At 46.1% G+C, this 12,753-nt stretch carries 10 protein-coding genes; 2 read left to right on the top strand and 8 right to left on the bottom strand.

Annotated features, from left to right (window positions below):
- Window positions 1-53 precede the first annotated feature (53 nt).
- Entirely contained in the window at window positions 54-1,691 is a 1,638-nt protein-coding gene (locus ACFI6J_RS00975; RefSeq protein ID WP_014948665.1) for a SulP family inorganic anion transporter, read from the bottom strand.
- An 11-nt stretch (window positions 1,692-1,702) separates the two neighbouring features.
- A complete protein-coding gene (locus ACFI6J_RS00970) occupies window positions 1,703-2,356 on the bottom strand; it encodes a carbonic anhydrase (RefSeq protein ID WP_014948664.1) in 654 nt (217 codons plus the stop codon).
- Between the two features lie 158 nt (window positions 2,357-2,514).
- Between ACFI6J_RS00970 and ACFI6J_RS00965 the strand changes: the two genes are divergently transcribed.
- Window positions 2,515-3,483: a hydrogen peroxide-inducible genes activator gene (locus ACFI6J_RS00965; RefSeq protein WP_014948663.1), complete on the top strand. Its 969-nt coding sequence runs from the start codon at window positions 2,515-2,517 to the stop codon at window positions 3,481-3,483.
- Window positions 3,484-3,500: 17 nt separating this feature from the next.
- On the top strand, window positions 3,501-4,388 hold the full coding sequence (locus ACFI6J_RS00960) for a LysR family transcriptional regulator (protein ID WP_342324577.1): 888 nt from the start codon (window positions 3,501-3,503) through the stop codon (window positions 4,386-4,388).
- A gap of 135 nt (window positions 4,389-4,523) precedes the next feature.
- On the opposite strand, the gene ACFI6J_RS00955 is transcribed toward ACFI6J_RS00960, so the two are convergent.
- From ACFI6J_RS00955 to metA, 6 genes are all read right to left on the bottom strand, one after another.
- Window positions 4,524-6,545 (bottom strand): methyl-accepting chemotaxis protein, encoded by a 2,022-nt coding sequence (locus ACFI6J_RS00955; RefSeq protein ID WP_014948661.1) that lies wholly within the window; start codon window positions 6,543-6,545, stop codon window positions 4,524-4,526.
- Window positions 6,546-7,033: 488 nt separating this feature from the next.
- Window positions 7,034-7,318 carry a pyrimidine/purine nucleoside phosphorylase gene (gene ppnP, locus ACFI6J_RS00950; protein WP_014948660.1) on the bottom strand — a complete coding sequence of 95 codons (285 nt, stop codon included), beginning with the start codon at window positions 7,316-7,318 and terminating at the stop codon, window positions 7,034-7,036.
- 79 nt (window positions 7,319-7,397) lie between these two features.
- Entirely contained in the window at window positions 7,398-7,988 is a 591-nt protein-coding gene (locus tag ACFI6J_RS00945) for a DUF938 domain-containing protein (RefSeq protein ID WP_342324579.1), read from the bottom strand.
- Window positions 7,989-8,011: 23 nt separating this feature from the next.
- The gene (metH, locus tag ACFI6J_RS00940) at window positions 8,012-10,636 is read right to left on the bottom strand and encodes a methionine synthase (protein ID WP_342324581.1); all 2,625 of its coding nucleotides are present in this window, start codon (window positions 10,634-10,636) and stop codon (window positions 8,012-8,014) included.
- Between the two features lie 9 nt (window positions 10,637-10,645).
- Entirely contained in the window at window positions 10,646-11,713 is a 1,068-nt protein-coding gene (locus ACFI6J_RS00935; protein WP_156086071.1) for a homocysteine S-methyltransferase family protein, read from the bottom strand.
- A 3-nt stretch (window positions 11,714-11,716) separates the two neighbouring features.
- The gene (gene metA, locus ACFI6J_RS00930) at window positions 11,717-12,655 is read right to left on the bottom strand and encodes a homoserine O-acetyltransferase MetA (protein WP_039224879.1); all 939 of its coding nucleotides are present in this window, start codon (window positions 12,653-12,655) and stop codon (window positions 11,717-11,719) included.
- Between the last annotated feature and the right edge of the window lie 98 nt (window positions 12,656-12,753).

Raw genomic sequence — 12,753 nt, 5'->3', positions numbered from 1 at the left:
GCCCTCACTAAGGAGGGCCAAAAGGGAAAGGTTTATCTTACCTTGATATTACTTCACGACTGCGTTGCGGCTTGAAAACGGGTGTTTTTGCTTTCAGTCCCGGCTACTTGCTTTTCTGCGTAAAGCAAGGCGTCGTGTAGCGTGTCAAAGTTGGGGATACCTGGGTGCGCTTCGTTTACGCCCTCAAGCACCTTATTGACTTCTGCATTAGCACCACAAATAACCAGCTGACGACCTGCCGCTAGTGCATCTGAGGTAACTGTATCAACTGCCATCGCAGCTGAAACATCCATAAGTGGAACGCGCGAGAAATCTAAAATGGTGACTTTAGAACCCGGTTTCACTCGCTCACGAACGTGGTGGCCCAAATCGGCAGCCGCACCAAAGCTTAGTGGTCCGCCAAAACTAAAGATTGATACTTTGTCTTTAAGAGATTCCAATAGCTCATTTTCTTTAGGGTCGTTTAACGACTCAGGGATTTTCTTAAGCTCTTCAATTTGCAGCTGTGCGATTTGCTTAACGTAAGCTAGTGCTGCGAATACCACGCCAACACCAACTGCTGTGATCAGATCTACAAATACCGTTAGCGCAAGCACCATAATCATGAGGCCGAAGTCCCAACGTGGGCCTTTGTGAGCGCGCTTCAAGTAACTCCAGTCGATGATATCTAAGCCAACTTTAACCAAAATACCAGCAAGAACTGCGTGAGGAATTTGCGCTGCTAGCGGGCTAAGACCTAACACAATTGCTAGAAGAACTAGTGCGTGTACCATACCTGAAATGTTGTACTTACCACCGCTACGGATATTTACAACAGTACGCATCGTTGCGCCTGCGCCTGCGATACCGCCGATAAGACCAGCAAATGTATTACCAATACCTTGGCCGATTAGCTCTTTGTTACTATCGTGACGGGTACGCGTCATGTTATCAGCAACAAGAGATGTAAGTAGACTATCGATGGCTCCCAGCACAGCTAGAATAAACGCGGCTTCAAGAATAAGCAGTGCTTTGCTTTGGTCAAATACTGGAAGGTGAAGGCTAGGTAAACCCGTCGGGATATCACCAAGAATTGGCACAGACAACGCTAAACTTACAAGCGTGCCAATGATAAGTGCAGCCAGTGCTCCAGGCACATACTTTCCTAATTGCGGTGGCCATTTGTAGGCAATAACCAAGGTACCAAGGCCTAACGCTAAGGTTGCAAAATCAATATCGGCAAGCGCGGTTGGCAAGTATGTCAATGCGCCGATTGTTCCGCCTGGCGGCTCATGGCCCAGTAAGCGGCCGATTTGAAGAATGATGATGATTGCACCGATGCCCGACATAAAGCCCGATATTACCGGGTAAGGCACCAGGCGAATGTATTGGCCAACACCAAGGACACCAAAAACAATCTGGAATATACCGGCCAATATCACAGCTGTGAATATAAGGCTGGCGTCGCCTGACAGACTTGCGAACAAGCCTGCAAGAACAACAACCATAGGCCCCGTTGGACCAGAAATCTGTGCTGGTGTACCACCGAAAAGTGCGGCAAAGAAGCCAACCGCAATAGCACCGTACAGACCCGCCATTGGGCCTAAGCCTGACGCTACACCCAGTGCAAGCGCCAGTGGTAAAGCAACGATACCGGCTGTTAAACCGCCGGTAAAATCGCCTCGTAGGTTTGAAAGGTTAATTTTTACCATAGTTATAGACCTTATTCACCGCGAGCAAGTTGTGCTTCGGCAGTAGACTCGTCCATTACATCAAATTCACCAGACTCAGTGTTGTAGTAAAGCACTTCACCTGAACCAATGTTATAAACCCATCCGTGAAGTTTAACCTGACCTGTTGCAATTTTTGCAGCAACAGCAGGGTGAGTGCGAAGGTGCTGAATTTGCTGAACAACGTTCTCTTTCGTTACCGCTTCTAGATCGTCAATAGAAAGGTCTGAATGGCCACAGCGCTCTTTAACAACTTCAGTTGCAACACGGCAATGACCTAGCCACTCTTTTACATGCGGAAGCGCACTTAAGCCTTCAGGGTTGATGGCGCCTTTCATTGCACCACAGTCAGTATGGCCACAAATAACAATGTGAGAAACGCCCAGTGCAGCAACTGCAAACTCAATAGACGCTGTCATGCCACCAGTTTGATTGCTGTGAGGAGGTACGATGTTGCCCGCATTACGGCAGATAAATAGCTCACCCGGATCAGTTTGTGTTACTAAGTTCGGGTCGATACGTGAATCAGAGCACGTAATGAAAAGCACTTCAGGGTTCTGCCCAGTAGCTAGTTTTTGAAACGTAGCTTTTTTGTTTGGGTAAACTTCTTTCTGGAATTTTGCAACACCTGAGATAACGTGATCCATATATAACTCCCAATTTTTTAATAATTGTAATGATTATGTAATTACGCCAGTTTCACCTGATAGATTAATAGTTTAATATACTAACTCGCGATAGCTAAATACTATCACTGCTTACGTAACACTACCCATAAGCATAGTAAGAGAGAGCCATTTTCACCATGCAATTCAACGGAAAGACCCCGTCAATTAACCAAATCCGCTATTTTGTTGCAGTGGCTAAATACCTAAGCTTCAGGCAAGCAGCGGGAATACTGGGAATTAGTCAGCCTACTCTGACCAGTCAGATCAGTGCGCTAGAAAACCTTTTAGGGCTAACGCTTTTTGAACGATCACGCACGGGAACGCTGTTATCTCCCCAAGGTAAAGCCTTGCTTGATGCAGCGGAAGAGGTGCTGCAGGCCTCTCAACGGTTCAGCGAAATTGCACGAGACTTGTCCGAGGGTGAGGTTGTAACCTACCGGTTAGGGATACCGCCAACACTAGGGCCTTATTTACTTCCCTTTGTGCTACCAGATCTGCACAAACGGAAGCCCGGCTTGCGCTTCTATGTTCGAGAAGGCGCCCCTAACGCATTGCAACACGGTCTACTGCGTGGTGAATATGACCTAATTCTTTCGCCACTTTCAGGCGAAAACTCTCAATTGATCACGCAACCACTCTTCAAAGAGCCTTTAAAATTCGTCACGCCTTCTGATCACAAATTGTCAGGAAAAGCCTATGTTAAACCAGAAGAAATAAGCGGCGAGAAAGTGTTAACACTCGAAGACCGACATCACTTTCATCATCAAGTGCAGCGCATTTGCGATGAGATTGGGGCAGATTTACAGCGAGATTATGAGGGCACCAGCCTAGATACTTTGCGTCAAATGGTGGTAATGGGCATGGGTGTAGCCTTCCTACCCGGGCTTTATATTCATTCTGAGTTGCACAAGCCTGAAGCATTACACGTGTGTGAGATTGCCGATATGCCTATTGAGCGTCAGCACTCATTAGCGTGGAGAAACACTGCGCCTGGACGAAAGACCTTTAGAGAAATATCAATTATCATAAAAGAGATAATTGAAACTCGCCTGTCGGACGCCGTGACTATAGTCAGTGCTGCCCCAAGCCCTCTTCAAAAACGTTAAACTGGTTGTAATTTATTATGATTGATAGACAACATTTACGAATAGTAAGAGCGATAGATGCTGAAGGCACGATGACAGAAGCGGCAAAATCGCTTTTTCTAACCCAGTCAGCGTTAAGTCACGCAATGAAAAAGTTGGAAGCCCATTTTGACGTACCGCTTTGGAAAAAAGACGGCAGAAAACTCACGCTGACTCAGGCGGGTCAGAGTGTATTGGGCTTAGCTCACCGAGTTTTACCCCAGTTTGAGCATACTGAAGCCCAATTACGCAGATTCGCCGATGGTAAACAGGGCATATTACGTATTGGGATGGAGTGCTACCCGTGTTTTGAATGGTTGCTCAAGGTAGTGGCGCCTTTTTTGAAAGCCTTTCCAGATGTTGATGTAGATGTACGCCGCGCGTTCTCTTTTGGCGGTTTACAAGCACTTCACGGGTACGATATTGATATATTGCTCACGCCAGACCCTCTTTCACTTGATACCATTACCTACACGCCAGTGTTCGAATATGAACAAGTGTTGGTAATGGATGAACACCATCCTTTGGCAGAGAAACCATATATTGCACCACAAGATTTAAGTAATGAGACCCTTATCACCTACCCCGTAGAACTCAGTCGACTGGACGTTTTTACGCATTTCCTTACACCTGCCAATTGCACAGTGAGGCAACATAAAACGATTGAAACCACAGAGATCATCTTACAAATGGTAGCAGCGGGACGTGGTGTTACTGCGCTACCTAAATGGTTAATTGATGAATCAAAAGAAAGCGATCTCCTGACTTGTCGGTCGCTTGGTGAACAAGGCGTATCAAAAACGCTGTACTTGGGTCATAGAAAAGCGCAGGACGTATTGGGGTTTGTAGATGATTTCATTGCCCTTTCGCAAACGCACAAGCCATAGGTTTTCCAAACTTTATTTCGGAAACTTATGTCAAACTAAGGAATAAAACAACTCGCTTGCCAACAATGTTGGCAAGCGACAACGCTCTAATTAAAGACTATTGCGCATTATGTGCGGTTAACGGTATGAATGGCGCTAAATTTTAAACTGCCCCACCAATTCTTTTAAGTCACCAGAAACGGCACTTAACTGCGTAGCTTCCACAGCTAACTCTTCTGCATGCTGACTAGTTTTATCACTTAAACCAGTGATAGCTACGAGCGACTTATTAATATCTTGCGCCACCTCCGTTTGCTGCTCGGTCGCAAGTGCTATGTGAGTACTTTGCTCGTGAACCAAACCTATAGACTGGGTAATGTCTTTAAGCGTTTCGACCACTTTCTCTGTCTTATCGACACCAGATTGAGAACGGGTTTGTCCTTCCTGCATAACACTGTTGGTCTGCTCAGACATCGCCTGCAATCGCTCTACCATTTTTCGTATATCAGTCGTCGATTCTTGTGTACGACTTGCTAATGAGCGAACTTCATCTGCAACAACGGCAAAGCCGCGCCCCTGTTCACCGGCTCTCGCCGCTTCAATGGCTGCGTTTAATGCCAGTAAATTAGTTTGTTCAGCTATGCTGTTAATTACATCGACTACAGCACCGATGCTGTCTGACTCTTTGCTCAATCCGCCTACAACTTCAACACCCTGACTGATGGCGTCAGCCAGCGCGCGAATTTCCCTCATGGCATCTTGCACTTGCTCACTGCCGGCTTGTACCAATTCATCTGCTTTAGTCGCAGCGTCACTGGACTGTGCCGCATTTTTTGAAATTTCAACGACGGTAGCAGCCATCTGCGTCACTGCCGTAGACACATTGTCCACCTGACTACGCTCTTGGTTAATTTCCTTGCTAGTGGCGTGACTCACATCTCGAAGGTGATCCGCTGCATCAGAAACAGCCTTAGTGTTAGCGGCAGTATCTTTTAGCAATGATCTTAGTTTATCGGTAAAGGTATTAAACTCTATGGCAAGCGCACCGATTTCGTCGTTACTCTTAACTTCCAGACGCTTGGTTAAGTCGCCGTCGCCATGCGCTATTTCCGCCATTGCGTTGCGCATTTCGACCAAAGGCTGAGTGACTTTAGCACTCGCAAAATAAGTAATAAGCGCTATTAATCCAATAATCACAAAGGCGACGATAATTGCCGTAGTAATTGCATTATTTATAGGGCTATCAATGATGCTTGCAGGGATAAGAATGCCCAGCGACCAATTCATTTGTGGGTTAGTTAACTGAGCGTGCTCAAAAACCGCAACATAGTCTTCCCCCTTCCAGGTTACGTGCACAATACCAGATTCATTAGCCGCTATATTACTTGCCAACTTGCCAAACCCTTCAGTGCTATCAAACACGCTGTCAAAGTTGCGAATAGAGGAGCTTAGTGGCAACGCTTTGCTCTGTTTTGGAAAGTAAACAATGTTTTGGTTTTCATCGAGTAAAAACGCCGTGCCTTGTTCTTCATAACGAATGGCATCTATGACCTTACCCACCGTGCTAATAAGAATATCGACACCGCCAACGCCTAGTAACGCTCCATTTTTGTATATCGGGGTTTGTACTACTGCAGATACGCTTCCATCTTGGGAATCGACAGCAGGAGGCGTTACATATAGCTTCCCTTTTTCAACGGCAGTAGTAAACCACGGACGCTTAGTTGCAAAGTAACCGGCGTTAGGATTGCCAGCATCAGGACCCGAAGTGTCGACGCCGACTCGGCCCTCTTCGTAGAAGTATTCACCCGTCTTAGCAGAACCAAAGAACGCCGATTTAATAATGGGATCTTGACTGCTGATGCCCTCAAATGTGGCATAGATATCTTTGGATTGAGTCAGTTGGCTTTCGGGCGCCCCTCGCGTGTTATGGCGCGTAAAAAAATCTTGTAGAAAAGGACTACTTAGGAATGCTCTAGCAACGCCGCCATAGGTTGCGAAGAAGCCTTCAACGTCATTAGCCTCACGTGCAACTAAGGATTTAAGCTCTTTTTCTACGCGACTGCGGGTGTTATCTGCAACGGTATTGACTAAGAAAAACGCCGTAATGAGTAACATCAAAGCTATGCTACCGCCAACGATAAGCATGAACTTTTTTTGGAGTGATATGGATTTCATTTGTACTTCTCATTGTTTACTAAACGCCACAACGTGTGAAGAGTGTATTCCAGCACTAGGGCCTGTTGACCTTTTTAGTACGTTTTTGCAGCGGTCTGTGTGCCATCTAGACAAGGCGAATGTTTGACGGTTTAGTGGTTCTAAATCGAGAACATTCAACGCAGTATAGATGGCACAAAGGCGCTGCCCGAAGGGGTCGTTATGGAAGCCTTTTACTCTTTGTCACAGCCCTTTAACTTAGCCCACTAGGCTTGCAGGACTGTTTCGCGATTAAAAGGCTTCCATTTAGACCAAAATTTGTACATTAAAGGTCAACAGGCCCTGATAATTCGCACACATTTCAGGTTTAGTTTTATTAGTATAAAAGCGCAAGTGAGCCAAGCTCGCTTGCACTTCTAATACTTTGAGATATACAGAGAAATTTTACAACCTCTGAAAGTCAATTCTACGAAAGTTTAAATACAGAGTGAATTAAACGCTTTTAAGAATTAGCTGTAAAAGCAAAGATAAGCGGTAGGCGTAGACACTTTTACGTCAAAAGAAGCATCGGCGGGTACATTAAAGCTGGTGCCTGTAGCAAAAGATTGCCATTCGTCACTTCCCGGAAGCTTCACAACTAGCTCACCTTCAACCACTTTCATTAGCTCTTTTTGTGATGTAGAAAATGTATATTCACCCGGCGACATCACGCCCGAGGTGCAGGGGCCGTTTGCAGATTCAAACCCAATCGAGCTCACTTTATTGTCGAAATAATGGTTTACTTTAAAGCTCATAGTTACTCCTTTGATGTGAGTGCTGACTTTCTTTGCTTTAACTGTTTTTAAAGCAAAGTGCTGCAGCCTTGATACTTCTTTAGCGTTTTTGCCAAATAAGCATATGGTTATTGGCGGGCATGTCGATTATTTCTTGCAAGCTTAACTCGCCTGCCCAAGCAGTAAGCTCATTGATATCGCGGTAGCCACCATAACCACGCGCTAAAAGCGAAGTATGGAAGGCTTGGTTACTTTCAGAAGTAAACTTACCACTATGTGTAAAAGGGCCATACTGACAGAATACGCCCCCTTTGGGTAAGTGCAACGCTACTGATTCCATGAGTAGCTTCGCCTCTTCTTTTTGCATGATATGCGCGGTGTTTGCCGTAAAAATCCCGTCTATGTCGAGGTTGGGAAAGTCATCTTGCCCAACGGTAAATGCTATGGGAGGTTTCACATTCCCCGAATTTGAATCACTCAGCCACGCGGCAATGCCTTCGTGATAGTGTGGTTGATCGCTTGTGTGCCATATAAGATGGGACAAATGCTCAGCCAAAAATACGGCATGTTGACCTGTCCCGCTTCCTATCTCTAATACCTGTCGGCAGTTAGCAAATGTACGTTCAAGCACGCTTAAAATAGCGCGCTTGTTGTTCTCACAGGCCTGACTAAAAGGCTTTTCGATTTGCATATACCTTCCCTGCCTTACCAGCATTAATCACTTAAGTTAGGACCCAACCACTTTTCAGCCTCTTCTAAGGTCCAGCCTTTACGTGTGGCGTAATCTTCTACTTGGTCGGCTTGAATTTTGGCGACAGCAAAGTATTTGGCATCAGGGTGAGCAAAATACCAACCCGATACTGACGCCCCCGGCCACATGGCGTAACTTTCTGTAAGCTTCATACCTGTATGCTGCTCTGCTGACAATAAATCCCAAATAAGCTGCTTTTCAGTATGCTCGGGACACGCGGCGTAGCCTGGTGCCGGTCGAATGCCTTGGTATTTTTCACGAATAAGTTCTTCGTTACTTAGTGATTCGTCAGCGGCGTAACCCCAGTAATGCTTACGCACTTGCTCGTGCAGATATTCCGCAAACGCTTCGGCAAGCCTGTCTGCCACCGCTTTAACCATAATGCCGTTGTAGTCATCGCCAGCCTGAATATAGCTGTCAGCAAGCTCGTCTTCACCTATACCACCGGTGACGGCAAAAGCGCCCACATAATCATTTATGCCACTCGACTTCTCAGCTACAAAGTCTGCTAAACAATAATTAGCGAATTTGTCTTTTAGGGTTTGCTGACGCAAGTGATGGGCAACACCTTGAATCTGGTTTCTCGACTCATCGGTATAAATTTCAACATCGTCATTAACGCGGTTGGCAGGAAACAAACCGATAACGCCTTTCGCTTGAAGGCTGTTCTCTTCGATAATTTTATCCAGCATGGCGTTGGCGTCGTTAAACAGTGACTTTGCCTGCTCTCCCACCACCTCATCTTCAAGTATACGTGGGTACTTGCCTGCCAAAGACCAGGTTAAGAAAAATGGCGTCCAATCAATGTAGTTACGCAGCGTAGCCAAATCGGCGGTTACCGGTGTTACACCTAGGTTCGCAGGTTTTACTGGTAAAGTCGTAAAATCTGGCTTAAAAGCGTTTTCTCTGGCTTGAGCTAATGTCACCGGCTTGCTGCGCGGCTTTTTACGGGCGTGCTGTTCACGTACCGTATCGTATTCTTTTGCGAGTTCCTGCGCGTAAATATCGCGGGACGTTTTGTTTAGAAGGCGCTGACATACGCCTACTGCTCTACTAGCATTTGGAACATAGGCTACAGGCGCATGGTAGTTTTGTTCAATTTTTACCGCAGTGTGCGCTTTAGACGTAGTGGCCCCGCCAATAAGCAGCGGAATATCAAAGCCCTGACGCTCCATTTCTTTGGCAACGTGAACCATTTCATCTAGTGAAGGTGTAATAAGGCCCGACAGGCCTATCATATCAACGTTTTCATCTTTAGCGGTTTGTAAGATTGTCGCCGCTGGCACCATTACGCCAAGATCAATCACTTCAAAGTTATTACACTGAAGTACCACGCCAACAATATTTTTACCGATATCGTGAACATCGCCCTTTACCGTGGCTAATAGAATTTTGCCGTTACTTTTAGCGTCGTCTGACTTTTCTTCTTCAATGTATGGCTGTAAATGGGCTACCGCCTTTTTCATTACACGGGCCGACTTTACCACCTGAGGAAGGAACATCTTACCTTCACCGAATAAATCCCCTACCACGTTCATGCCATCCATTAATGGCCCTTCGATAACGTGTAACGGACGCTCAGCTTGCTGACGCGCTTCTTCGGTGTCATCAATGATGTAGTCGGTGATCCCTTTAACTAGGGCGTGCTCTAAACGCTTATTAACCTCTTGCTCGCGCCAGGATAAATCTTCTTTTGCGGCAGCCTTTCCATCGCCTTGATAGTTCGGTGCAATATCGAGTAAGCGTTCAGTGGCATCACTTCTGCGGTTTAAAATCACGTCTTCAACCGCATCTCGAAGTTCAGCCGGTATTTCGTCATATACCTCTAGCTGACCTGCATTCACAATAGCCATATCCATACCCGCTCGAATAGCGTGATATAGGAATACCGAGTGCATAGCTTCACGAACCGGATTGTTACCTCTGAACGAGAATGAAATATTAGAAAGACCGCCGGAAATATGAGAGTACGGGCAGGTTTTACGTATCTCACGGGTAGCTTCAATAAAATCAACCGCGTAGTTATCGTGCTCTTCAATACCCGTCGCTACTGCGAAAATGTTAGGGTCAAAAATAATATCTTCAGGTGGAAAGCCGACTTCTTCTGTCAGCAGCTTGTAGCTACGCTGACAAATTTCTACTTTTCGAGCCTGCGTGTCAGCCTGACCAGTTTCGTCAAACGCCATCACTACGGTTGCTGCACCATAGCGTTTTATTAGCTTGGCTTGGTTTAAGAAGAGCGCTTCCCCTTCTTTTAAGCTGATAGAGTTAACAATCGCTTTGCCCTGCACGCACTTAAGCCCTGCTTCGATAACATCCCATTTAGACGAGTCAATCATAATGGGAACTCGGCTAATATCAGGCTCAGAGGCGATGAGGTTCAAAAAGGTGATCATGGCCTGCTTAGAATCAAGCATGGCCTCATCCATATTGATATCGATGATCTGCGCGCCGTTCTCTACCTGCTGTCTTGCGACATCAAGTGCGGTTTCATAATCGCCTTCAAGAATAAGTCGTTTAAAGCGAGCGGAGCCTGTTACGTTGGTGCGCTCACCGATATTAATAAATGTGGAAAATTCTGCGCTCATAATGCCCTCCTAGTGTACAAACGGCTCTAGGCCTGACAAACGCATTTTGGGTTCAAACTGTGGCACTTTTCTTGGCGCAATTCCATTGACCGCGTTAGCAATTTCGCGAATGTGTTCTGGCGTACTGCCGCAGCAGCCACCTACGATATTCACTAGCCCTGACTGCGCCCATTCTTTGATGTGCTCGGCCATTTCAGGGCCTTCCATGTCGTATTCACCAAACTCGTTGGGTAAACCAGCATTAGGGTGCGCTGAAATTAAGCACTCACTAACAGTAGCAACTTCATCTACGTATTGGCGCAGTAAGTCTGGCCCAAGAGCACAGTTTAAGCCGAATGAGAATGGGCTGATGTGTCGCATGGAATAATAAAACGCTTCCGCGGTTTGACCAGACAGCGTGCGCCCTGAGGCATCGGTAATCGTGCCAGACACCATAACGGGCAGCGATATACCTAGCTTTTCAAAAACCGACTCTACCGCATAGGCTGCCGCTTTCGCATTAAGTGTATCGAAGATGGTTTCCAGCATGATTAAATCTGCACCGCCTTCAATGAGCGCTTCGGTAGACTCGCTATACGCTTCCACGAGTTCGTCAAAAGTAACATTGCGTTTGCCCGGGTCGTTAACGTCAGGCGAAATTGAAGCAGTGCGGTTTGTTGGCCCAAGTACGCCCGCCACGAAACGGGGTTTGTCGGGTGTCTTTGCTGTGAACTCATCGGCAGCTTTACGCGCCAATTTAGCTGCAGCTAAATTAATATCACGGGATTGAGCCTGCATATCGTAATCGGCCATAGCGATAGTCGTAGCATTAAACGTATTCGTTTCAATAATGTCCGCGCCAGCTTCAAAGTAATCACAGTGAATTTGATAGATGATATCGGGCTGGGTAAGAACCAACAAATCGTTGTTACCCTTAACATCGCAGTGCCAGTCGGCAAACTGTGTTCCGCGATAATCTTCTTCTTCTAACTTATGGCGCTGGATCATGGTGCCCATGGCACCATCTAATATAAGGATGCGCTCTTTAGCGGCTTCTGTAAGCGTTGCTTGCGCGCTAGAATTTGGTCTTTGGCTCACGTGCTACCTCTTTGGCTGTGACTTTTCAGCAAGCTGACTTAAATCGTAAGGCGTGGTCTGATAGACATAATAATTCAGCCAGTTTGTAAACAATAGGCTGCCGTGTGAGCGCCACTGTACAATAGGAGACTTGGCTGGATCATCCCCTTCAAAATAGTTTTTTGGAATTACTGGCGTTTGTCCCGCGGCAATATCTCGAAAATACTCGTCTTTAAGTGTATCTGGATCGTATTCCGGGTGACCCGTTACAAATACCATGCGCTTATCTTCTGACGCCACAATATAGGCGCCTACATCGTCAGACTCTGCAACAACACTAAGTCCATCGACGCTGTTATACAACGAGGTGTTAATATGTCCATAACGGGAATGTGGTGCGTAAAAAGAAGGATCAAAGCCTCTTAATAGCTCATTGTTCGGGTCATTCACTTTATGTTTAAAGACACCTGAAAACTTTTCGTCTCTAAGCTCTCGTGTAATGCCGTAAAAGTGATACATGGCGGCGTGAGCAGCCCAACATAAGTAAAGGGTCGAGTTCACGTGACGCTGCGCCCACTCCAATATGGTGGTCATGGTTTCCCAGTACTTTACTTCCTCATAATCGATAAGCGCGAGAGGCGCACCGGTGACAATGAGGCCATCGTATTTCTTATTCGCTACCGCTGAAAAGTCGTGATAGAAAGCATCCATGTGCGATTGGGGGGTATTCTTCGGCGCTTGATTATCAATTCGAATTAAATCCACGTTTATTTGCAGTGGCGTGTTCGATAACAGGCGGAGTAACTGTACCTCTGTTTCTATCTTGTTCGGCATTAAATTAAGAATACCGACTTCAAGAGGACGAATATCCTGATTGGCAGCCCTGTCCATGTCCATGGTAAAAATATTTTCACCTAGTAGTACATTCTGCGCGGGTAACTGCTCAGGAATACGAATTGGCATAGAGGGCTCCAGTGATAAATTACAATATCTGTATTGTGTCTATAACTGGCGATATGTCAACATCTTTACGTCTAGACGTCTAAACGTTTTTTTCTCTG

The sequence above is a fragment of the Alteromonas sp. G4i13 genome, from assembly GCF_054960505.1.
This window is presented reverse-complemented; position numbering and strand designations above follow the sequence as displayed.

Coding starts and splice junctions, on each gene's coding strand:
- ppnP (WP_014948660.1), bottom strand. CDS start 7,318: ATGAGCTTTAAAGTAAACCATTATTTCGACAATAAAGTGAGCTCGATT.
- ACFI6J_RS00955 (WP_014948661.1), bottom strand. CDS start 6,545: ATGAAATCCATATCACTCCAAAAAAAGTTCATGCTTATCGTTGGCGGT.
- metH (WP_342324581.1), bottom strand. CDS start 10,636: ATGAGCGCAGAATTTTCCACATTTATTAATATCGGTGAGCGCACCAAC.
- ACFI6J_RS00960 (WP_342324577.1), top strand. CDS start 3,501: ATGATTGATAGACAACATTTACGAATAGTAAGAGCGATAGATGCTGAA.
- ACFI6J_RS00945 (WP_342324579.1), bottom strand. CDS start 7,988: ATGCAAATCGAAAAGCCTTTTAGTCAGGCCTGTGAGAACAACAAGCGC.
- ACFI6J_RS00970 (WP_014948664.1), bottom strand. CDS start 2,356: ATGGATCACGTTATCTCAGGTGTTGCAAAATTCCAGAAAGAAGTTTAC.
- ACFI6J_RS00965 (WP_014948663.1), top strand. CDS start 2,515: ATGCAATTCAACGGAAAGACCCCGTCAATTAACCAAATCCGCTATTTT.
- metA (WP_039224879.1), bottom strand. CDS start 12,655: ATGCCAATTCGTATTCCTGAGCAGTTACCCGCGCAGAATGTACTACTA.
- ACFI6J_RS00975 (WP_014948665.1), bottom strand. CDS start 1,691: ATGGTAAAAATTAACCTTTCAAACCTACGAGGCGATTTTACCGGCGGT.